Source organism: Hymenobacter nivis (assembly GCF_006439025.1).
Classification (GTDB): Bacteria; Bacteroidota; Bacteroidia; order Cytophagales; family Hymenobacteraceae; genus Hymenobacter; species Hymenobacter nivis_A.
On sequence record NZ_RCYZ01000001.1, the window covers coordinates 352,293 to 374,292 of the forward strand.

A 22,000-nucleotide genomic window follows, 5' to 3' on the forward strand; every position below is an offset into this window, starting at 1 on the left:
CACCAGACGGGGCACCCGGGAGCATCTCCCCCCCAGCCAGATGGCCCAACCAGCATAAAATTGAAATTTACCTACTGATAATGAAACCCACTACTACCTTCCTGCTTGCCGCTGCGCTGCTCGCCACCGCCACCGGCTGCAAGAAATCCTTCACCGACCTCACGCCCCAGGGCACCATCACGGCGGCCAACTTCTGGCAAACGGCCGATGATGCCACGGCCGCCTCCAACGCCCTCTATACCTACATGCGCGACGACGACATGTTCGGGCGCGGCTTTTTCTGGTTCATCAACGCCTCCGACGACATGGTGACGGGCCGCGTGCGGGCCACCGCCGCCAACACCCGCAACTTCACGGCCACTGGCTCGGAGGGCGACATCAACAAGATGTACGGCTACTCGTACCGGGCCATCCGGCGCTGCAACGAGGTGCTCAAGAACGTGCCCGGCATGAGCATCAACGCCAGCCTCAAAAACCGGGTATTGGGCGAGGCCTACTTCATGCGCGCCTTCTCGTACTTCCACATCGCCACCCGCTACGGCGACCAGCGCGCCGGCGTGCCCATCGTGACGGAAGCCACCATGGACCAGAACGACTTCCCGCGCCCGGCCAGCGTGGTAGATAATTACGCCATGATGGTCAGCGACTTCCAGAAAGCCGCCGAGTTGCTGCCGCTCATCACCACCTACAGCAGCACCGACCAGGGCCGCGCCCACAAAGACGCCGCCCTCGCCTACCTGGCCAAAACCTACACCTTCTGGGCGCAGTACGACCGCAGCAAGTGGGCCCTGGCCGAAGCCGCCGCCACGGCCGTGGCCACCTCCGGCTCGGGCCGCGCACTGCTGAATACCGGCAACCCGGCGGCCGACTTCCGCAGCGTGTTCAGCATCGACAAAAACTGGTCGAGTGAGTACATCTGGTCGGCCGTATCGGGCCGGCAGGACGGCAGCATTCTACCCGGTGTGGTGCTCGAAAACAAGGGCTGGGGCCTGTATAACGGCTGGGGCTACTTCCAGCCCACGCTGGGCCTGTATAATGAGTTTGAAACCGGCGACGTGCGCCGCGCCGCCACCGTGCTGAGCTTCGGCGACTCGTTCCAGTTTTTGGGCAGCACGCGCCGCTACTTTTCGTCTAACTCGCTCACGGGCTTCCAGTTTAGCAAGTACATGCAGCCCTTCGCCACGCCGGTGAGCGACCACATCAACGCCAACGGCGACAAGCCCACCACCGACCTCAACGTGCCGCTGCTGCGCTACGCCGAGGTGCTGCTGCTCAAGGCCGAAGCCCAAATCATGCAGGGCAAAAGCGGCGACGACGCCCTCAACGCCGTGCGCCGCCGCGCCGGCCTGGCCGCCAAAACCGGCGCCACCCTCGCTGACCTCAAGCACGAGCGCCGCGTGGAGCTGGCCGGCGAGTTTGCCGACCGCCACGCCGACCTCGTGCGCTGGGGCGATGCCCAGGCCGCCTACGCCCAACCCCAGCTCGGCCGCGCCTACGCCAACCAGACCGACCCCAACTCGACCTTCAAGGTAGTGACCGTGTGGCCCGCCCGCACCTTCAACCCCGCCGTTCACCACGTATGGCCCATCCCGCCCAACGACTTGGCCAACTCGCACATCGCCCAGAACCAGGGCTGGTAATTATCCGCTTCCGAGATACTTGTTCCCCTATTCCGCCCCGCTGGCCCCACCGCCAGCGGGGCCCCTGTTTTCAGCCCATGCGCCTCTTTTTCTGCTTGGTGGCCAGCCTCTGTTTCTTGGCCACGGCCCGGGCTCAGCCCACTGGCTTCCAGCCCGCCGCGCCCCTGGGGCAGGGCCACTCGCACAACGACTACTGGCGGCCCCACCCGCTGTTCGATGCCCTGGCGCTGGGTTTCCAAAGCGTGGAGGCCGACGTTTTTCTGGTGGATAGTACCTTGCTGGTGGGCCACGAGGCCGCCGCCCTGCGCCCCGGCCGCACCCTCGAAAGCCTCTACCTTGACCCGCTGCGGCAGCTCGGCGCGGGTCGCTACGCCCGCCCAGCCGAGCTGTGGCTGTTCATTGACGTGAAAACCGACGGCCCGGCCACCTACGCCCGCCTGCGGCGCGTGCTGGCCCGCTACGCGCCACTGCTCACCACCCCGTTGCACCCGCGCCCCAACGGCGTGCGCGTCATCCTCACTGGGGGCTACCCGCGCGCCGAGGTGCTGGCCGATACTAGCCGTTTGGTCTTCCTCGACGGGCAGCTGCCGGTCGACCTCCGCCCCGAGCTGGCGGCGGCCATCCCCACCGTCAATGCCGACTGGCAGGTGCATTTCCACTGGACTGGCCAGGGGCCCCAGCCCGCCGCCGAGGCCGCCCAGCTGCGCCAGTGGGACGCCCTGGCCCGCCGCAGCGGCCAGCGCATCCGGTTCTGGAACCTGGCTGCCGCCACGCCGGCCCAGCGCCGCGCCGTGTGGCAGGCGCTGCTGGCCTACCCCAGCCTGCTCGTGGGGGCCGATGAGCTGGCCGAGCTGGCCCAAGTCGTTGGCGAGAACCGGGCGCGCTAGCCCTACCCCACCCCACCGGGGCCCCAACAGGGCCCCCTTGCCCGTTTTATGAAACACCTCACTTGCACCCTGCTGAGCCTATTGGCGGCCCCGGCGGTGCACGCCCAGGCCCCGGCCCCTTCCCGCAGCGTCATCATCGAGGCGCTCAAGCACCAGCCGCCGCCCGCGCCGGCCACCGCCGAGCCGCTGTATAAAACCCAGTACGAGGCCCCGCAGGCAGCCTACGCCGTGCCGCCGCTGGCGCCCTACGGGGGCCCCCGCAAACCCATCAAAAATGTCATCTTTATGATTGGCGACGGCATGGGGCCCGCCCAAGTAATGGGGGGCCTGCTCGCCAACCACGGCCAGCTGTTTATGCAGCAGGCGCAGGCCACGGGCCTGTCCTTAACCCAAAACCAGTACGGCAAGATTACCGACTCGGCGGCCAGCGCCACGGCCATGGCCACGGGCCACAAAACGTACAACGCCGCGCTGGGCACCGACTCGGCGGGCCACCAGTTCCGGTCCATCATGCACGATGCGCGGGCCCACGGCAAGGCCACTGGCCTGGTGGTGGCCTGCGAGCTGACCGATGCCACGCCCGCCGCCTTCGCCATCGTGCACCCCAACCGCAACGAGCACGAGGCCATCGCGGCCAAGTTTCTGGCCGCGCCCATCGACTTTATGTACGCCGGTGGGGCCCAGTATTTTACCCAGCGCCAAGACCACCAGAACCTGCTCGAAAAGTGGCAGCGCCTGGGCTACCAAGTGGCCACCACGCCCGCCCAGGCCGCCGCCCTCACGGGGCCCCGGGCCGTGGCGCTGCTTGCCCCCGGGGGCCCCAAGCCGGTGGCCGAGCGCACGGCGGCCTACATGCGCTTGGGCTTCGGCAAGGCGCTGGAAATTTTGGGTCGCAAGAAAGAGGGATTTTTTCTGATGGTGGAGGGCTCGCAGATTGACGACGCGGGCCACTTCAACAACGCCACCTACAACGTGGAGGAAGTGCTCGATTTCGACCAGCAGGTGGGGCGGGCTTTCGCCTTTGCTGCGGCCAACGGCGAAACGCTGGTCGTCGTCACGGCCGACCACGAAACCGGCGGCTACAGCCTGGTGGAGGGCGATGCACAGGCCGGCAAAGTCGTGGCCAACTTCGCCAGCCACCAGCACACCGCCGTGATGGTGCCGGTGTTTGCCTACGGCCCCGGCAGCGAGCTGTTCACGGGCATGTACCAGAATACCGACCTCTACTTCCGCCTCAAGCGAGCCCTGGGCTGGCCGTAGCCAAGCCCGGGCCCGCTACATCCAAACTGGGCGAGGGGCCGTATAGGGCCCCGGGCGCGCAGTTGGCGCGGCCGCTATTTCAACTGTTCTTTCTTCTTACACGATGAACACCAAGCACTTCCTCGCCACCCTCGGCCTCGCCCTCGCTTTCACCGCCCCCGCCTTTGCCCAAACCGAGGTGTCGGACGGCGGCGACAAGGTGAAGACCACGCAGGACGGCGTGATGACCAAAACCAAGGTTGCCGACGACGGCAAAATGAAGGTGAAGGCCAAAACCGACGCCGGCGACCGCCTGAAGGCCACCACCAAGCCCCGCAAGGGCGAAAAAGGCATGAAAATGGGCAAGGGCGTGATGGTGGGCGGCGCCATGATGACCCCCGATAAGGACATTGTGGACAACGCTGTGAATTCGAGCGAGCACACCACGCTGGTGGCCGCCGTGAAAGCCGCCGGCCTGGTGGAAACGCTGAAAAGCGCCGGCCCCTTCACCGTGTTCGCCCCCACCAACGCTGCCTTCGACAAGCTGCCCGCCGGCACGGTGGACCAGCTGGTGCAGCCCGACATGAAGGATAAGCTCACCACCATCCTCACCTACCACGTGGTGCCCGGCCACCTGATGGCCGCCGACCTGAAGGACGGCCAGGAGCTGACCACCGTGGAAGGCGAAGTCATTAAGGTGTCGAAAAAAGGCAAAACCGTGATGCTGACCGACGCCAAAGGCGGCACGGCCACCGTTACCATCCCCAACATCATGGACTCGAACGGCGTGACCCACGTCATTGACACCGTGCTGATGCCGAGCAAGTAAGCTGCCCGTCTCGCACAAGAAAGAGGGCCCCGCCGGATGATTCGGCGGGGCCCTCTTTTTTATGTGGGGGCTGGGGGCCCTAGGCGGCCAGCACGTCGGCGTATTCGGCGTGGTGGCGCTGGGCAAAGCTGGCCATGAACGAGCACGTGGTGCGGGCCTTCAGGTGCTGGGCGCGGGCGTAGGCCAGGCCGGCGCGGGCCAGCTCGTCGGCTACGCCCTGGCCACGCAGAGCTTCGTCGACGAAGGTGTGCACGAAGTCGATGACGCCGGTTTTGGGCAGCTCGTACACCAGCTCGCCGGTGCCCTCGGGCTGGGTGGCGGTGAAACGATGGGCAGCTGAGTCGTGTTGAATGGACATGGGAAGGGATTGATTGGTTGGGGGTTGAAGTACGAAAGGTGGCGTTTGGGGAGCGGCGGGTGAACGGCGGCGGCAGATTTGCGTAAGCATACGGGAAGGCTCCTCCGCGGGGCGTTCATTCTGCCCACTTCTCCTCAATTCCCAATGGATACGCAAGATTCCCCCCACACGTCGGCCCCTGACCAGCGGGAGCGCGCACAGGAAGCCCGCCTCAACCCCAACGACCCCGCCAAAGATCCTTCGTCTTCGCCCCAGTACGGTGACTTCGGCAAGCCCGCCGATGCCGCGCCGACCGCCGACAAGCCCGAGGGCCGCAGCGGCTCGAACGATAACCCCGACGAGTTCAGCGAATTCCGCAACGAAGAAGAAGCCAAAGCACACCCCGACAAGCTGGAAGACCAGCCCGGCCACGTGATGCAGAACCAGGACACGGCGGGCGTGGCCGAGGCCCAGGCCGAAGGTGCCGACACCGACGAGCTGCGCGCCGCGTGGTCTAAGGACGACCCGCGCTACGCCGGCGGCGGCTCGCACAACAAGGTATACAACGAAGCCCCCGGCGAAGCCAAGCAGAACGCCCGCGACACCGACCAGGCACCTAACACACTGTAGGCCCGCCTACTTGCACATTGGGGCCCCGCTCGCGTGGCCCCTTCACTCCTTACCCGCTTCCCATGTCCCCCAATACCCCCGACGCCAACCAGCAGGAGCAGCCCGAAGAGAACGGCCTGTCCACCCCCATGCTCGACGCAGCCACCTACGGCCAGCAGCTCGACAACAACAACTCGTCGGGCCAGGAAATGGCCGACGAGATGGATGACTCGCTGCGCAATTACGAGCAGGAAATGGCCGTCAACGACCGCATCAACGGCGAATTTGTGTCGTCGGACCCCGACGCGCTGCCCAAGGAGCTGACCGACCCCAGCGACCGCGCATTCACCCTGCCCGAAGAGCAGGAGCCTAAGTAAGGCTGCGTTCTATTGATAAAAAAGGGGCCCTGGCAAATATGCCAGGGCCCCTTTTTTATTGGTCTAAATACTATTACGGAGAAATAAAAAACCAGGCGGTCACGCAGCGCGCATTGGAGCATGACCGCCCGCTTGGGTAGCCCACGGGGGCCCTACCACGCCCAGCCCACCTGGGCGCCGCCGTAGTAGCTGCGGCCGGGCGCGGGCTGAAAGAAGCGGTTGCCGAAGGCGTTCAAGTCGTTGCCGAGGCTGTAACGGCGGTCCAGGGCATTGTCAAGGCCGGCGAATAGGTTGACGTCCAGGTGGCCGGCCAGGGTGTGGCGCCAGCCGCCGCGGGCCCCGTACACCCAGTAGCCCACGGCCGCCGCCGAGTTGGCGTCGTTGAGCTGAATGCGGGCCTGGTGGCCGAGGTTGGGGCTGAGGTAGAAGCCGGTGCGCTCGCTGAAATCGAGGCCCGCGCTGAGGGTTTGGGGGGCCGTGCCGGGCAGGCGGTTGCCGCTGGCGTCGCCGCCCGCCCCCGCGTAGGCGCTGCCGAAGCGGAAGTTGTTGTAGGCGAAGCTGGCCCAGGCGCGCAGGCCCCTGGGGCCCTGGCCGGGGGCCCCAGGGCCCCCCGCCGCGCCCGCCGGCTGCCACAGCCAGCCGCTGAGGCCGGCCTCCACGCCGCGCTGGTGGGTGGCGCCGGCGTTGTTGAACACGGCGATGCCTTGGGCGGTGGTGCTGCTGGTGATGGTTTGGCGCAGCTCAAAATCGAACACCGCCACCTCGTAGCGCAGCCGGTTGGCGAAGAAAGCGCCCCGGGCCCCTACCTCGTAGCTCACGCCGCGCTCGGCCTGCAAGCCGCCGTTCAGGCTGCCGTCGGAGGGCCGGATTTCCTCCACCGTGGGCGGCGAGAAGCCGGTGCTCACGCTGGCGTACACCGACGCGGCGGGGCTGAATTCCTTGAGCAGCGCTACCCGGGGCGACACCTCGGGGCGGAAGCTGCGCTGGAAGCGGTAGGCATCGGGCCGCGCGAGGGCGTCGCTCACGCGCTCGATGTTGTAGTGCAGGCGGTTGTAGCTGGCGGCCACCGTCAGGAGTAAGCCGGCGGGCAGCTCGTAATCGGCCTGCGCAAAGGCAAAGCCGGTGGTGGTCGTGATTTCGTCGTCGTAGCGCAGGGCCCCGGGCGTGCCGGCCAGGTTGGCGTAGCTGCGGCCGTTCACGAAGCCAAACTGGTACTCGCCGCCGGCTTGCAGGCGCAGCACGCGCCCGGCCAGCGCCGTGCGGTAGCGCAGGGCCGTGCGCCCGCCCAACCCCAAGCCAGTATTGCGTTCGTAATCCACCAAGTACGGCGTGCGAATGGCCGTGCCGCTGCCGTAGAGCGTGGTTTCGAGCCCCAGCGCGTCGGTGAATTGGTACGTGTGGGTGAGGCCCAGCAGCGCCGTGCGCGAGGCGTAGAACGTGCGCTGGGCCACGGTGCCGGGCGCGGCGGCGGTGCTGGGGCGGGCCTGCCGCGGGTCGGCCTCGTACTGGGCGCGGGTGAGGCCCCCGGGCAGCTGGTAGTTGAGGTCGGTGTAGAGGAAGTGGGCGGCCAGGGTGGCTTTCTCGCCGGCGGTGGTGCGGGCGTCGAGGGCCAGCACGTCGCGGCGCAAATTGCTCTGCTGGCGGTAGCCGTCGAGCTGCTGGTGGGCGTACTGGGCGCGTACGGCGCTGGTGGCGGTGGCGGCCTCGGCGGTGGCGCCGTAGCGCAGCAGGCCGTAGCTGCCCACGGTGGCCCCGGCGCTGGCGCGGGCGGTACCGGCGGCCACAGCGGGCGTTTCGAACAGGGCCACGCCGCCGGTACCGGCCCCGTACACGCTGCCGCCGGGGCCCTTCACCACCTCCAGCCGCCCGATGATGGCGGGGTCGAGCAGGTTGAGCGGCGTGGTACCGCCGGCGTCGGTGAAGGGAATGCCGTTGTAGTACGTCTTCACGTTGCGCACCCCGAAGGGCGAGCGCAGCGTGCTGCCCCGGATGCTGAGGCGGTAGCTGGCGGTGGCGCGCTCCTCCAGCCGCACGCCGGGCAGCGTGTTCACAGCCTGCGTGAGGGCGGCGGGGTTGAAGCGGTTAATCGTCTGGGCGTCAATCACGCCGATGGCGGCGGCGGTGCGGCGCAGCGGCAGGCGCTGGCCGTAGCCGGTCACGGGCACGTCGGGCAGGCGCACGGTGCGGGCGGTGTCGGGCAGCGGCGGGGCGGCGGTTTGGGCCAGGGCCCCCAGCGGGGCCAGCAGCAGCAGGGAGTAGCGAAGCATCATAAGTAGCAGTAGCGGCGGGCAGGGGCCCCAGGGCCCGATACGGCAATTTTGCGCCGGCCGCCGCCGTTGGCGTCATTAATTTCACCGCCGCCTCACCTAATGGCCCACCGCCATGCACCTCTACCTGCCTCGCCGCCACCGCCGCCCACTACTGTTTCCGCCGGGCCTGCTGGCGCTGGCGGGGCTGCTGTGGTTGGGCTGCGTGGCGCTGGGGCCCTGGCAGGACCGGCTGAAACTGCGGAGCGTGCTGCAACTGACAATGCCACCTATAGGTGCATTGTCGCCTGCCGAGGCAAAGACCTGTCTTTTTTGCGCGTCTACTCTACCTAAAATAATACGCGCCATGGGCCCTTGGCAGAAAAATCATCTTACTGGTAAGCCCGAAAATCAGTCACAAGAACGGATTCACGTAACCACTGCTATATGTGCTATGATGGCTGACTCCAGTCACCGCGGCCGGGTAAGTATTAGCCTTGACCCTACAGCTCATTATAAGGATTTGATCTTTCTGCTAGATTTAATGAATCGTGAAAACACCAGAAAGTATTGGCTTGACATCGTGCATAAACCTATCACGCTGTATGCTCTAACTGAAATAAGAAATCGGCAGGATCAGCATGTGTATGGTGACGTTATCCTGACTCCATATACGAGTCCTCAAATTCCATTATGGACCCGCCTTAAGGATATAGATAATTGGTGGCCCTTATTTGAAGTGCAACCTGAGAAGTGGCAACTACTGGCTCTACCTGTGTGGCGCTGGCCGTTGGCTCTACTAGCGCTCGTAGCAGGATTAGCCATTTGGCGGTGGCGGCCTTAGTAGAGCAACCCGGTGCTGCCGCGTGCGGTATTACCATTTATGCCTGCCCTCCCGCCCGACCTGCGCAAAGCCTTATTCCAACTGCCGCAGAAGGAGAAAGACCAGCTCCTGGCCCGCCTCGTGGCCCAGGACGCGGTGCTGACCGAGCAGCTCGCCTACCGCCTGCTGGAGGGCCCCGACGCCCTGGAAACCCGCCGCGCCGCCCTGCGCGCCCTGGTCGACGACCCGGTGCGGGGCTTCCACCACACGCCCAACGACTTGCTGGTGGTGCTGCGCCAGGTGCAGGCCCGCCTGGCCTACCACGCCAAGGTTACCGACGACGCTTTTGGCGAGGCCGAACTGAGCTGGCGCCTGCTGGCCAACGTGTTCCGGCACCAGGGCCCCACCGTGGCGCGGCTGCACGGCCCCACCCAGCCGCTGCTCCAGCACCTGGTGCGCCGCGCCCAGGAAGCCCTCAAGCTCAGCCAGCGCCTGCACCCCGACTACCACCTGGAGCTGGCCGCCACTGCCACCGATGTGCTGGGGGCCCTGGGGCAGTCGGGGGCCGCGCCGCTGGCCCGCGAGGCCGGCCTGCCGCGCGCCTGGGGGCCCCAGTAGCAGCGGGCACATCTTTTCGGGGCTGGTGGCAGTACAATGAGTTCTCACTTCCCTTCCGCACCATGTCCGATTCCGCTGCCCCCGTCCCGCCCCTTTCCGCCGCCGATTTGCGCCACGCCCTCGACGAGCTGGACGCCAAAATCCACACCCTGCGCCAGCGCGCCCATGCCACGGCCGCCGGCTCGCCCGCCACCTACCTGGCCCACGCCGACGCCCTGGAGGCTAAGCGCGCCCGCTTGGCCATCCAGCTCACGGAGCACGCCGCCGCGGGCGCGGCCGAGCCGGGGGCCTGGGCCAGCATCTGGCGCGGCATCGAGGCATTGCGCGAAGATTTGCGCAACATTTTGTAGCGCCGACGCCGGCGCCCGCCCCGCCTAGTAGGGGCCCTGACCGCGGTTTTCGTTTGGCATTTTCGGGAAAAAATAGCACCCTGGCGGCACGCCTTGCAAACTTGCAAATTTGCTGGATACGGCACCGCGCAAGTGGGCAAAATATTCCCGTATTTTACCGATAATCAAGGTGTTTACTAACGCCTGCGACTTATCGGAATATGGCTAAACTATTACGTATCTGCTATTTACTGCTGTGGTTTGGCACGGTGGGGGCCCCGGCCAGCGCCGCGCCGCCCACCATCCCCGGCCGCCTGGTGCTGAAGCTGCGGCCCGGGGGCACACCCGCCGCGCTGGCAGGGGCCCTGGCGCAGCTCGGGGCCACGGGCTGCCGCCAGAAATTTCCGCACGCGCTGCCGCTTGATTTGGAGAAGCCCGGGGCGGTGGACCTGCTGGCCGTGTACGAGGTGGCCGTGCCGCCCGGCCTGCCCCTGGCCCGGGCCCGCAAGCTGCTGCTGGGCACCGGCGAGGTGGCCTACGTGGAGCCCCTGTACGTGCGCGCCCCCCTGCAACAGCCCAACGACCCGCGGGCCGACTCGACCCTCACCGACCCCAACCAGGGCCAGTACTACCTCCGGCAAATCGGGGCCTACCGGGCCTGGGACCTGGCCCCGGGCGACAGTACGCTGGTCATTGGCATCACCGACGGCGGGGTGCGCTTGACCCACGAAGACCTCAAGGGCCACGTGCAGCACAACTACGCCGACCCCATCAACGGCATCGACGACGACAAAGACGGCTACGTGGACAACTTCACGGGCTGGGACCTGGCCAACGGCGACAACAACGCCGGCTTCGACGCCGCCATCATCCACGGCACGCTGGCGGCGGGCGTGTGCGCCGCCACCCCCAACAACGGCCGCGGCATTGCCGGCGCGGGCCTCAACTGCCGGTTCCTGCCCCTGAACATTTACCCCAACGTGCCCAGCGGCGCATTTGCCGGCTTCGAGGCCATTGTGTACGCCGCCGACCACGGCTGCCGGGTCATCAACATGTCGTGGGGCGGCACGGGCGGCTACTCCCAGTTTGAGCAGGACGCGTGCACCTACGCCGCCGTGAACCGCGACGCTGTGCTGGTGGCCGCCGCCGGCAACACCAACGCCGACCTGCTCTTCTACCCTGCTTCCTACGAGCACGTTATCTCGGTGTCGGGCGTCGACAACGCCGACCGCAAGGCCCCCAACGCCACCTACTCGTGGCGCGTGGACCTGGTGGCCCCCGGCATCGACATCCTCACCACCTACGGCTACCAGGGCACCACCCCGTCGGGGGCCCCCGATGCCGACTACATCGCCGTGGGCGGCACCTCGTTTGCGGCCCCGCTGGTGGCGGCGGGCGCGGCACTGGTGCGGCAGCGGTTTCCAGCCTACACCGCCGCCCAGGTGGCCGCCCAGCTGCGCCAAACCACCGACCCCATCGGCGCCGTGGCCGGCAACGCCGCCTTTGCCGGCCGCCTCGGCACCGGCCGCCTCAACCTGTACCGGGCCGTGGCCGCCCCCGCCCGCGAGGTGCGCGTGACGGCCAGCACCGTGGCCCCCCTGCGCCGGTCCTACGCCCCGGGCACCGCCCTGCGCCTCACGGCCACCGTGCAAAACCTGCTGCAACCCGTGGCCGGCCTCACCGTCACGCTCACATCCCTCTCGCCCTACGTGGTGGTGACGCAGGGCGCGTTTGCCGTGGGCAACTTGCCTACCCTGGCCACCGCCGACAACGCCGCCGCGCCCTTTACCGCCGCTGTGGCCGCTACCGGCGTGCCGCTCAACGCCACGGCCGTGCTGCGCTACCGCCTCACGGCCGCCGATGGCTACCAGACCGACCAGTTTGTGCCGCTGCTGCTCAACCCCGACTACGTGACCCTCGACGCCGGCGACCTGCACCTGACCGTGACCAGCCGCGGCAAGCTGGGCTACGACGACCTCGCTGCCACCCTCGGCGACGGGGCCACCTACCAAGGCGAGGGGCCCCTGCTCAGCGAGGGCGGGCTGCTGCTGGCCACCGCCCCCGCCCGCGTGGCCGACCGCCTGCGCACCAGCGGCGGCAACGTGCGGCAGTCGTTTTTCAGCACGGCCCAAGTCGGCTTTGGGGCCCTGGGGCCCCGGGCCGACCAGCTGGCCACGGGCACGTTTCAGGATTCTGTGCCGGCCGCCGGGGCCCCCGTGCGCTCGGTGGGCGTGCGCGTGCGGCAGCGCGCCTACGCCTGGGCCACGGCGGCGCGCAAAGATTTTGTGGTGCTCGAATACACGCTGCGCAACCTCACCGCCGACACCCTGAAACCCCTGTGCGCCGGCCTGTTCATGGACTGGGACCTGCCCAGCGCGCCCGGCCGAAACGCCGCCGCCTACGACTCGGCCCGCGCCCTGGGCTACTGCTACGACCTTGCCACGGCCCGCCTCTACGCCGGCGTGCAGCTGCTGCGCGGCGGGGCCCCGGCCGTGTACTCGCTTAATAACAATGCCCCCGCCGGCAGCCCCGTGCGCCTGGCCGACGGCTTCTCGCCCGCCGAGAAGTACCTCACCGTGAGCAGCGGCACGGCCCGTACCCAGCGCATCGCCGGCCTGCCCAACGGGGCCGATGTGTCGCAGGTGGTGGGTACCCGCCTCGCCCGCCTGGCCCCCGGCGATTCGGTGCGGGTGGCCTTCGCCGTGCTGGCCGCCCGCTCGCTGCCCGAGCTGCAAGCCGCCGCCGACGCGGCCCGCCTCGCCTACGCCATCGTGCTGCCCACGCGGGCCACCGCCGGGGCCCCCGGCTTCGCTGCCTTCCCCAACCCCACCGCCGGGCCCCTGCGCCTGGAGCTACCCCCCGGCTTCGGCCTCACCGAAATCCAGGTGCTGAACGCCCTGGGCCAAACGGTGCTGCGCCGTCCCAGCAGCGGCGCCTCGGCCGAGTTGGATTTGAGCGGCTTGGCCCCGGGCCTTTACATAGTCAGGGCCCGGGGCACGGGCGGCGTGCTGGCACGCGGGGTGGTACGGCGGTAGTTCCGTCGAACGGCTCAACCACAGAAGTATTTGCAGCTGAACCTAATGAGCTTCATATACTGCGGTGGCCGATGCCGGCGCGACAGGGCATGTGCCAGCGGCGCCAGCGCCTACCACGCCTTGCCCAACCAACACCGGTGCCGGCACCCGGGGCCCCAGCGTCTCAGAACCGAGGCGCTGGCCCCCCCCGGGTGGCTAGGGCTCCGCGGCCTGGCCCACCCGTGGGGCCCCAGCAGGGCCGCTCATTTCGATTATTGCAGCCGCAAGCGCCGCCAACTGGCACTCGTCTTCCTGGCTTCACAAGCCTTTTACCTTCAATAACTTGCAAATAATGACCTGAATGTTCGTGCTTGATTGGGTCACCTCATCTTTGGTTAACATGGTCGAAATACACGTAACAATGCCGTAGCTTTGCACCGTGCTTCAACCAAAAAACCTGTTGACGAAGCGCGGAATCCTGCTCGGCTGGGAACCGCGAATGGACCGCAAGGTCTTCGCCACCATTGGTTTTCCTGATTTTGCCTTTGGCGTTTCCGTTGTTTTTTCTGATTGTTGCCCCGCCGCCGTTTCGGATTCCGAAACGGTTTTTTTATGCCCGTTGAGTGCGTGGCTGCTGCCGGGCAATCCTGCCAGCCAGCGTCCCCTGGGCTCCCCCTGGGGCCCCCACCCCCTGCCCCAGCCGGGCCGGCGGCCGCCATTGCCTCGGCCCGTGCCGGCAGCCGGCCACTCCGCCAGAAGCATTGGCAGATAATACTTTACCTTATTCGTTTCAGCTAGTCAACCTCATTTTTCCTTCCATTCGGTATGGCACGTAAAGACCTGCTCGACATCGCATCCCTTCAGCGCGAGGAAATCGAGTTCCTACTCGACCAATCCACGTCCTTCAAGAAACTGTTCACCCACTCGGTGAAGAAAATCCCCGCCCTTGAGGGCAAGTCCGTGCTCATGCTGTTCTACGAGGCCAGCACCCGCACGCACTCCTCCTTCGAGGTAGCGGCCAAGCGCCTCTCGGCGGAGGTCACCAATTTCGACGTCGCCCACTCCTCCATCACCAAGGGCGAGTCGGTGCGCGAAACGATTGAGACGCTCCAAGCCATGCGCACCGATTACATCATCGTGCGCCACAGTCACCCTGGCCTACCCGGCATGATAGCCCGCCAGACCACGGCGTCGGTCATCAACGCCGGCGATGGCGCCCACGAGCACCCTACCCAGGCCCTGCTCGACGCCTTCACCATTCGGGAGAAATTTCCCGACCCTAGGGGCAAAAAAGTCCTCATCATCGGTGACATCCTTCACTCCCGCGTGGCACGCTCTACCAGCACGCTGCTGCAAAAGCTGGGAGTCGAGGTTGCGTACCTCGGGCCGGGCTCGCTGGTGCCTAAATACGTCCCGGAAAGCATCCCCCGCTTCACCGACTACGAAGCGGCCATGGCCTGGGGCCCCGATGTGGTGTACCTGCTCCGCGTGCAAATGGAGCGCCAGGACGTGCAGTTTTTCCCCAGCGTGCGCGAATACCACCGGGTCTACGGCATTACCACCGCCCGGCTGGCCGAAATCCGCGACCGTGGCCTCTACATCATGCACCCCGGCCCCGTAAACCGGGGCGTGGAGCTCTGCGACGCCGTGATGGACTACGAGCGCAGCCTCATCACCAACCAGGTTGAAAACGGGATTTCCATTCGCATGGCCGTACTCGACTGGCTCACGCCGGGCGGGGAATTCCCGAAGCAAGAAGCCTATACCGCGCGGCAACGGACTAGCTCGTCGGTGATTATGCCCTAAGCGTCCGCCACGACGACTGACTCCACTCTTTAGTTACATCTCTCATAACCCTAGCGGTTTACAGCAATTACTACTTCATGCTGCTTCTTCAAAACGCCCGCATCGCCTCCGAAAATTCATCCGTGCTGCTTGAGAGCGATGTCCTGATTGTCGAAGGAAAAATTCAGGACATCGGCCCCAACCTAGCCGTTCCCAAGGATGCCCGCGTTATCGACGCGCGAGGCCGGGTGCTGATGCCAGGCATGTTTGATGCCCACGTCCACTTCCGCGCTCCCGGCTTTGAAAACAAGGAAACCATTACTACGGGCAGCGAGGCGGCCATCAACGGCGGCATTACCGGCGTGGTGATGATGCCTAATACCCGCCCGGCCCTCGACTCGGCGACTACCGTGGCTACGGTGCTGGAGAATGCGAAGGACCGCTCGCGCATTCCGGTGTATACCTCTGGCTGCGTCACCAAGAACCGCGAGGGCAAGGAACTGGCCGAAATTGAGGGCATGCGCGGCCTCGGCGTGAAAATGCTCACCGACGACGGCGACACCACCAACGACCCGGCCGTGCTGCTGCGGGCGATGCAGTACGCCACCGAGTTCGGGATGTTTTTTGCCAGCCACTGCGAGGTACCGGAGTTAGCTGGGCCGCGCGCCCTCAACGAAGGCGTGATGAGCTACCGGCTCGGCATCAAGGGCTCGCCAGCGTGCGCCGAGGAAATTATTATTGACCGCGACATCCGGCTGGCCCGGGCGGCGGGCGCGCACGTGCACATCCAGCACGTGTCGAGCAAGCTCGGTATGGAGACCATCCGCTGGTGGAAATCGCGCGGTGATGTGAAAGTGACGGCCGAAGTGGCTCCGCACCACCTACTATTCACCGACGAGCACATCGGCGACTACGACACGAACTACAAGATGAACCCGCCGCTGCGCACGCAGGCCGACTGCGACGCGCTGCTCGAAGGGCTTAAGGAAGGCGTTTTCGACCTTATCGCCACCGACCACGCGCCGCACACGCCGTTCGAGAAAGCCCAGGATTTTATCAGCGCGCCCAATGGTATTACCGGCCTGGATACAGCCCTGGTGTCGCTTCACCACTTCTTCGTCGAGCCCGGCAAATTTGGGTGGGACCTGGTGGTAAAGCGCTACTCGGCTGAGCCCCGCCGCTTGATGGGGCTGCCGGTACCCGCCATCGAAATCGGCCAGCAAGCCAATTGTGTCTTGTTCGACACCGAAGCAGAAACGACCTTCACGCGAGATTTCATGAAATCTAAATCCCAGAATACGCCCTTCATCGACCAGACGTTGAAAGGCCGGGTGGACCTAGTGATTTTAGGCACCGAAATCCTGCTGGAGCGCTAATTAGTTAGTACCCCCAGTCCTGAAATATCCCGGAATTCGAGGGAATTCCGGGATATTTTTTTGCAGCATTTCCGTCCACAAAACACACCAGGAGCACGGGAACAATCCATTAAAACAACTGGCTTGCAGCTATAAATCAGCACCATAAAGCGCGTTTTTCATCGACCGGGAATCCTGATAAATGCCCACTTTTAATTATTTATCGGCTCAATTTATGAGGTCTATTCCCGAATTAGAGAAACAAAAAAAGGTGAACGCGCTCCGCTCGGCATGTTCACCTTTTTAATTGCAATCCTATTTATTAAAAAGCAATAAACAGCGCTGGCTCAATTGCCCAGATTTTATTGCTTCTTCGGCTTACTGCCCATCACAAACGCCAGCTCACCGCCGCTCATCACTTCGGCTACGGGGAGGAACGGGCGCGTCAGGAGCTTGCCGTTGAGACGGGCGGACTGGACGTAGACGTTTTTGGTGCCCTGGTTTTTGACGGTGACGGTGAAGGTTTTGCCGTTTTCGAGGCGCAGCGTGGCGCCTTGCACGGCAGGGCTGCCCAGGGCGTACTCGCCCGAGGCAGGGGCCACGGGGTAGAAGCCCAGGGCGCTGAAGATGTACCAGGCGCTCATCTGGCCGCAGTCGTCGTTGCCGCCCAGGCCGTCGGGCGTGGGGTGGTACATCTTGGGCAGGATCATGCGCACGCGGGCCTGGGTTTTCCAGGGCTGGTCGGTCCAGTTGTAGAGGTAGGCCACGTGGTGGGCGGGCTCGTTGCCGTGCACGTAGTTGCCGATGATGCCGTCGCGGGTGATGTCCTCGGTTTCGGCGAAGAACTTGTCGGGCAGGCTCATCGTGAACAGCGAATCGAGGTGCGGCACGAAGCGGGCGTTGCCGCCCATCTTGGCAATCAGGCCGGCGGGGTCGTGGGGCACGGCGAGGCTGTAGTTCCAAGCGTTGCCCTCGATAAAGCCCTGGCCGTTGGTGCTCAGCACGTCAAACTTGGCCCGGAACGTGCCGTCGGCCGCGCGGGGCCGCATGTAGCCGATGCGGGCGTCGTACACGTTTTGCCAGTTGCCGGCCCGCTTGCTGAATTCCTGGTAGAGGTCGGCGTGGCCCAGCTTTTGGGCCAGCTGGGCAATGCACCAGTCGTCGAGGGCATACTCGAGGGTGGTGGACACAGAGGTGCCGCTGCGGCCGTCGGGCACGTAGCCGCGGTCCAGGTAGTCGCCCAGCCCGTCGTACCAGCGGTGGCGGGCGGTGGCCACGCAGGCGGCCAGGGCCCGCTCGCCCTGCGCCGCCGGCACCGTGCCGGTGAGCACGGCGTCGGCCAGCACGGAAACGCTGTGGTAGCCGCTCATGCACCAGTTTTCGTTGGCGTAGTGGCTCCACACGGGCAGCATGTGTTCGGCGCTCTGGTCGTAGTGCGCCAGCATGGATTGCACCATGTCGGCGTTGCGCTTGGGCTGAATCAGGTTAAAGAGCGGGTGCAGGGCCCTAAACGTGTCCCAGAGCGAAAACGTGGTGTAGTTGGTGAAGCCCTCGGCCTGGTGGTTGTTCTGGTCGAGGCCGCGGTACTGGCCGTCCACGTCCTGGTACATGGTCGGGGTGAGGCAGGCGTGGTACATGGCCGTGTAGAAGTTGTCCTTGTCCGTTTTCGAACCCTGGATTTCGACCTTGCCCAGCTCCTGCTGCCACAGCTGCTGGCCCTGGCGGCGCAGGGCGTCGAAGTCCCAGCCCGGGGCCTCAGCGCGCAGGTTGCGCAGGGCCCCGGCGGTGCTCGTGGAGGAAAGCGCCATTTTCAGCAGCACCTGCTCGCCGGCCTTGGTGGCGAAGTCGAAGTGCAGGCGCAGCTGGTGGCCGGCCAGGTCGGGCCAGTCGTGCACCTGGTCGAAGCGGCCCCAGAAGCCGCGGTAGGGCTCCTTCTGGTCGTAGTTGCGGCTGCCAAAGTGGGCGAAGGGCTTGGAAAAGGCCAGCGCGAAGTATTCGGTGCGGGTGCGGCCCCAGCCGTTGGTTTGGCGGTAGCCGGTCACCAGCGAGTCGTTCTCCACGCGCACAAACGTCCACACGTTTTTGCCCGGGTAGTTGTAAATCCCGGCCATCAAATCGAGCACGATGTGCGCGTCGTTGGCCTGCGGAAACGTGTAGCGGTGCACGCCCACCCGGGCCGTGGCCGTGAGCTCGGCCAGCACGCCGGGGTCGTCGAGCTTAACGCGGTAGTAGGCGGGCTCGGCCACCTCGGTTTTGTGCGAGTAGCGCGAGCGGTAGCCGCTGCCGGGCCGGGCGGCGGTGCCGGGGTTGAGGCGCAGGGGCCCCACGGTGGGCATCACCAAAAAGTCGCCGAGGTCGGAGTGGCCCGTGCCGCTGAAGTGCGTGTGGCTGAAGCCCACGATGGTGGGGTCGTCGTACTGGTAACCGGCGCAGTAGCGGTACACGTCGGGGTTGTACTTGCCGTCGGCCGTGGCGTAGGCCAGCGTGTCGGTGTCGGGGCTGAGCTGCACCATGCCGAAGGGCACCGTGGCGCCGGGAAAGGTGTGGCCCATTTTGGCGGTGCCCACCAGCGGGTGGGCGTACTGCACGAGGTTGGCGGGGCCCTGGGCATGGGCGGCCCCGGCCAGGCCCAGGAGCAGGGCCAGCGTTGCTGTTTTCATGCCAGCAAATAAAGGCCGCCGGTCCATATACGGGCCGCTGGCGGGGCCGGGGGCCCTATTTTGCAACCCCCGGGGCCCTTTCGCTCAGCAGCTATTATGTTTAGCAAATAGCCGTTTTCGCGGCAGAAAGGGGCCCAGGCCGCAATGGCGCGTTTGGGGCCCTAATGGGGCATAAAGTATTTTTAATGAGATTTTAATCTGAAACTCATAACAATTTTCTAGTATTGACGCTGTAATAAAAATACTGCCAATATTTTTAGCGTATCACAATTATTTCGTATCTTTGAGTATGTCCAACGTCAAGCTCCCGACCCCCGCTCCCGTGCAGCTTTTCGCCCGCTGCGTGAACGCCGACCACCGCCCCACCGACTTCATCGGCGACTGGCCCGCGGCTGGCCGCGTGTACCCCGTGCGGGTGCTGCCCCACGTGCACACCGGTGCGCCGCAGGTGCACGTGCTGGGTTTCCACGCCGAGCGCCCCTACGGTGCCTTTGCCGCCCACCGCTTCGAGCAGGTGGCCGAGCTCTGGCTCAACTAACCCCATCCTTCGCCCGCAGCCAAGCTGCGAAAAGCCCCGACGGCCAACGGCCCGCGGGGCTTTTTCATGCGCGGTGGGGCCCCGGGGCCCTACTCGGCGGTGCCTTCGGGCGGCTTGCCGCTGCGGCCGTACTGGTAGAAGATGCCCCCCTCGAAGGGTGTCCAGAGGCTAGCCTTCTGGCCGGCCACTTTCAGGGCGTTGTTGGTCCAGGTGTTGCAGGTGTAGAGGATGCTGTAGGTGCCGTGCGCTTCGTAGAAGGCGTCGTCGCGTCCGTAGCTGTGGCCCGGAATCCAGCGCACGTTGCCCGCCGCGTCGTGCTGGAAGCTGGCCTGGATGTAGGCAATGAGGCGGGCGTACTCGGCGCGGCTCAGGTGCAGCGGCACGCAGGCGGGCGAGGGCGCCAGGTCGGCGGCGCGGTAGAAGGTGGCGTGCATGGCCGTGGTGCTCAGCCAGAATCCGGCCTTGATGGCCGTGCTGGCCTTGAGGTCGGCCCAGGTGGGCGTGTCCATGTAGAAGCCCTTGTCGCCCCACCCGATGCCCACGTAGCCAAACGACGGGTCGTTGGCCTGGGTGTGGGCGTAGGGCAATTGCCGCGACCAGTCGAACTGGTCGGTGCGCACGGGCAGCACCAGGTCGGAGTGCACGCCGTTGGTGAAGATGAATATTTCTACGTCGGCCGGGGCCCCGGGGTCGGCCTTGGCCACCGGAATGCGCTCAAGCACCAGGGCCGTGCCCATGTACAGGGCCACGGTGCCCACCACTGCTCCCACCGTGTAGCCGGCAATCTTCAAAGTTGTGCGGAGGAAAGCGGCCATGATACGGTTGGGTTTAGGGCCGCAAGTACGGCACGGGGCCCCCGGAAATAACGCGCCGGGGGCCCCTACCTTTGGTTTTTAGCCGCGCCCATGCCCGTTCCCCCCGCCCCCGCCGACGAAGAAATCTACCAAATCCCGGCCGCGTACCGGAAGATGGAAAACACCCACATCCTGTTCTGGCTCGTTAAGGACATCAGTTGGTGCATGATCTGGAAAACGCTGGGCCTGCTGATGGTGGGCCCCACGCTGGGCATCGCCCTGGTCATCGCCTGGCGCACGCGGGCCTACAAGTCGGAACTGGCCCACAACCTGGCCATCGTGTTTTGGATCACGGCCAACTCGTACTGGATGGCCAGCGAATTCTTCCACTTCGATACGGTGATGGTGGCCCCGGGCATCACCGGCAAGCACCTGGCGCTGGTGCCGTTCCTCATCGGGCTCGGCATTCTGCTCTACTATTACCTCGTGCAAAAGCCCCGCGAAACGCGCGAAGCACAAGTGGCTACGCTTTAAGCAGATATGGGGGCCCCAGCGAAGCGCTTGATTTACCGGGCAGGTGCCATTTAGAGCCCCGGCCTAGCCCTGCGCGGTGGGCCGGTTGGCGTCGCGCGTGTTTTTCTGCACGGCGATGGCGGCGAACAGGGCCAGCAAAAACGACATGCCGTAGAAGCCTTTTTCGCTGAGGGCCAGCGTGGCGTTCCACAGGCCCACCACCAGCAGCCCGATGGCCAGCACGGTAGAAAACCAGCTCAGGCCGTAGTAAATGTTGGTGACGGGGATGCCTTCAAGGCGGTCGCGCACGCTCTTTTGCAGCGAAATGGCCGAAAACAGCCCGTACATGAGGATGGTGAAGTAGTAGCCCTTTTCGTTCAGGGGCATCACGGCGTTGAACAAGCCCACCATGAAGGCGCCCATGCCCGCCACCAGGGCCACCCAGGAAGCACCAATAAAAGCAGGCGACGGTTGTTGAGGCGACATGGCGGTAACTGGAATTAGGTGAGGGGCGAATGAAGCGGCAAGTAAGGCAGAAACAATATATTTCCGGCGCAATGCCGGGGCCCTGAACGCAACCTTATGGGCGCACCGGCCGAACAAGGGCCCACCATGCACTTTTCCGTCATCACCCCTACCCTCGACCGCCGCGCCCTGCTGCCCGAGGCCGTGGCCAGCGTCCGGGCCAGCACCGGCGCTCCGCTCGATTTCTCTTTTGATCACCTCGTGTTCGACAACGGCTCGCAGGACGATACCGCTGCCTACCTACGCACCGCCGCCGCCCAGCCGGGGCCCCCACTGCGCCACTGGCACCACGCCACCCCCCAAACCGTGGGCCGCGCCCGCAACCTGGCCATCCGCGAGGCGGCCCCCGATGCCTGGCTCGTGCCCCTCGACGACGATGACCTGCTCCTCCAGCGCGCCCTCTACCACTACGGGGCCCAAATTGAAACCAACCCCGGCCGCCCCTGGCTGGTGGCCGATTTCCTGCGCGTGGACGAAAACCTGCGCTACATGCCAGGCGAGGATTACTACGCCTGGAAATTCGACACGCCTACAGCCATGCTCCAGGCCATTTTCCGGGCCGAGCACTTCCTGCAAGGCAACGTGTGCTACAGCCACGCCCTCATCGACCAGGTGGGCGGCTACGACGAGGAGCTGAAGATGGCCGAGGACCTGGATTTGTACGTCCGCTTCTTGCTGGCCGGGCACCTGCCCGTGGTGTGCCCGCACGTCAGCCACCTGCACCGCTTCCACACCCGCAACGTGAGCATCGGGGTGGACGCCGCTAAGCACAACGCCGACCTGCGGGTGATTTACCAGAAGTACGCCGCGCAGCTGGGGGCCCTGGGCATCGCCGAGCCGGGCCGGTAGCCGGGGCGATCGAGAACACGCTGCGCTAAATCA

20 protein-coding genes are annotated in these 22,000 nt (G+C 65.6%); 15 read left to right on the forward strand and 5 right to left on the reverse strand.

Annotated features, from left to right (window positions below; genetic code table 11):
• Nucleotides 1-80 precede the first annotated feature (80 nt).
• The 4 genes from EAH73_RS01210 (at nucleotide 81) to EAH73_RS01225 (ending at nucleotide 4,595) form a co-directional block, all read left to right on the forward strand.
• Nucleotides 81-1,640, forward strand: a complete 1,560-nt coding sequence (locus tag EAH73_RS01210) for a RagB/SusD family nutrient uptake outer membrane protein (protein ID WP_140464478.1) — start codon at nucleotides 81-83, stop codon at nucleotides 1,638-1,640.
• A 77-nt stretch (nucleotides 1,641-1,717) separates the two neighbouring features.
• The gene (locus EAH73_RS01215) at nucleotides 1,718-2,527 is read left to right on the forward strand and encodes a hypothetical protein (RefSeq protein ID WP_140464479.1); all 810 of its coding nucleotides are present in this window, start codon (nucleotides 1,718-1,720) and stop codon (nucleotides 2,525-2,527) included.
• A 48-nt stretch (nucleotides 2,528-2,575) separates the two neighbouring features.
• The gene (locus EAH73_RS01220) at nucleotides 2,576-3,787 is read left to right on the forward strand and encodes an alkaline phosphatase (protein WP_140464480.1); all 1,212 of its coding nucleotides are present in this window, start codon (nucleotides 2,576-2,578) and stop codon (nucleotides 3,785-3,787) included.
• A gap of 331 nt (nucleotides 3,788-4,118) precedes the next feature.
• Nucleotides 4,119-4,595, forward strand: coding sequence for a fasciclin domain-containing protein (locus EAH73_RS01225; RefSeq protein ID WP_240047135.1), 477 nt, complete (start codon nucleotides 4,119-4,121; stop codon nucleotides 4,593-4,595).
• 79 nt (nucleotides 4,596-4,674) lie between these two features.
• Here the strand turns inward: EAH73_RS01225 and EAH73_RS01230 are convergent, their stop codons facing one another.
• Complete coding sequence (locus EAH73_RS01230; protein ID WP_161599404.1) at nucleotides 4,675-4,953, reverse strand: GNAT family N-acetyltransferase; 279 nt, start codon at nucleotides 4,951-4,953, stop codon at nucleotides 4,675-4,677.
• Between the two features lie 144 nt (nucleotides 4,954-5,097).
• Here EAH73_RS01230 and EAH73_RS01235 point away from each other — a divergent pair, with 144 nt between their 5' ends.
• Together EAH73_RS01235 and EAH73_RS01240 are read left to right on the forward strand one after the other, a co-directional pair.
• Entirely contained in the window at nucleotides 5,098-5,562 is a 465-nt protein-coding gene (locus EAH73_RS01235; protein ID WP_140464482.1) for a hypothetical protein, read from the forward strand.
• Between the two features lie 62 nt (nucleotides 5,563-5,624).
• Complete coding sequence (locus EAH73_RS01240; RefSeq protein ID WP_140464483.1) at nucleotides 5,625-5,918, forward strand: hypothetical protein; 294 nt, start codon at nucleotides 5,625-5,627, stop codon at nucleotides 5,916-5,918.
• Nucleotides 5,919-6,070: 152 nt separating this feature from the next.
• On the opposite strand, the gene EAH73_RS01245 is transcribed toward EAH73_RS01240, so the two are convergent.
• Complete coding sequence (locus tag EAH73_RS01245; RefSeq protein WP_140464484.1) at nucleotides 6,071-8,188, reverse strand: TonB-dependent receptor family protein; 2,118 nt, start codon at nucleotides 8,186-8,188, stop codon at nucleotides 6,071-6,073.
• Nucleotides 8,189-8,300: 112 nt separating this feature from the next.
• On the opposite strand from EAH73_RS01245, the gene EAH73_RS01250 reads away from it, so the two are divergent.
• From EAH73_RS01250 to EAH73_RS01275, 6 genes are all read left to right on the forward strand, one after another.
• The gene (locus EAH73_RS01250; RefSeq protein WP_140464485.1) at nucleotides 8,301-9,008 is read left to right on the forward strand and encodes a hypothetical protein; all 708 of its coding nucleotides are present in this window, start codon (nucleotides 8,301-8,303) and stop codon (nucleotides 9,006-9,008) included.
• Between the two features lie 39 nt (nucleotides 9,009-9,047).
• A complete protein-coding gene (locus EAH73_RS01255) occupies nucleotides 9,048-9,605 on the forward strand; it encodes a hypothetical protein (RefSeq protein WP_140464486.1) in 558 nt (185 codons plus the stop codon).
• Between the two features lie 62 nt (nucleotides 9,606-9,667).
• Nucleotides 9,668-9,955 carry a hypothetical protein gene (locus tag EAH73_RS01260; RefSeq protein WP_140464487.1) on the forward strand — a complete coding sequence of 96 codons (288 nt, stop codon included), beginning with the start codon at nucleotides 9,668-9,670 and terminating at the stop codon, nucleotides 9,953-9,955.
• Nucleotides 9,956-10,155: 200 nt separating this feature from the next.
• The gene (locus tag EAH73_RS01265) at nucleotides 10,156-12,969 is read left to right on the forward strand and encodes a S8 family peptidase (RefSeq protein ID WP_140464488.1); all 2,814 of its coding nucleotides are present in this window, start codon (nucleotides 10,156-10,158) and stop codon (nucleotides 12,967-12,969) included.
• 804 nt (nucleotides 12,970-13,773) lie between these two features.
• Nucleotides 13,774-14,754 (forward strand): aspartate carbamoyltransferase catalytic subunit, encoded by a 981-nt coding sequence (locus tag EAH73_RS01270; RefSeq protein WP_140464489.1) that lies wholly within the window; start codon nucleotides 13,774-13,776, stop codon nucleotides 14,752-14,754.
• Nucleotides 14,755-14,831: 77 nt separating this feature from the next.
• Nucleotides 14,832-16,109, forward strand: coding sequence for a dihydroorotase (locus tag EAH73_RS01275; RefSeq protein WP_140464490.1), 1,278 nt, complete (start codon nucleotides 14,832-14,834; stop codon nucleotides 16,107-16,109).
• Between the two features lie 341 nt (nucleotides 16,110-16,450).
• Here EAH73_RS01275 and EAH73_RS01280 read toward each other — a convergent pair whose 3' ends face one another.
• Nucleotides 16,451-18,748, reverse strand: coding sequence for a GH92 family glycosyl hydrolase (locus tag EAH73_RS01280; RefSeq protein ID WP_140464491.1), 2,298 nt, complete (start codon nucleotides 18,746-18,748; stop codon nucleotides 16,451-16,453).
• Nucleotides 18,749-19,037: 289 nt separating this feature from the next.
• Here EAH73_RS01280 and EAH73_RS01285 point away from each other — a divergent pair, with 289 nt between their 5' ends.
• The gene (locus EAH73_RS01285) at nucleotides 19,038-19,286 is read left to right on the forward strand and encodes a hypothetical protein (RefSeq protein WP_140464492.1); all 249 of its coding nucleotides are present in this window, start codon (nucleotides 19,038-19,040) and stop codon (nucleotides 19,284-19,286) included.
• An 89-nt stretch (nucleotides 19,287-19,375) separates the two neighbouring features.
• Here the strand turns inward: EAH73_RS01285 and EAH73_RS01290 are convergent, their stop codons facing one another.
• A complete protein-coding gene (locus EAH73_RS01290; protein ID WP_140464493.1) occupies nucleotides 19,376-20,101 on the reverse strand; it encodes a TIGR02117 family protein in 726 nt (241 codons plus the stop codon).
• A 90-nt stretch (nucleotides 20,102-20,191) separates the two neighbouring features.
• On the opposite strand from EAH73_RS01290, the gene EAH73_RS01295 reads away from it, so the two are divergent.
• Nucleotides 20,192-20,614, forward strand: a complete 423-nt coding sequence (locus EAH73_RS01295) for a hypothetical protein (protein WP_205012948.1) — start codon at nucleotides 20,192-20,194, stop codon at nucleotides 20,612-20,614.
• A gap of 63 nt (nucleotides 20,615-20,677) precedes the next feature.
• Here the strand turns inward: EAH73_RS01295 and yiaA are convergent, their stop codons facing one another.
• A complete protein-coding gene (gene yiaA, locus EAH73_RS01300) occupies nucleotides 20,678-21,079 on the reverse strand; it encodes an inner membrane protein YiaA (RefSeq protein WP_140464494.1) in 402 nt (133 codons plus the stop codon).
• 126 nt (nucleotides 21,080-21,205) lie between these two features.
• Here yiaA and EAH73_RS01305 point away from each other — a divergent pair, with 126 nt between their 5' ends.
• A complete protein-coding gene (locus EAH73_RS01305; RefSeq protein ID WP_161599405.1) occupies nucleotides 21,206-21,967 on the forward strand; it encodes a glycosyltransferase family 2 protein in 762 nt (253 codons plus the stop codon).
• Nucleotides 21,968-22,000 lie beyond the last annotated feature (33 nt).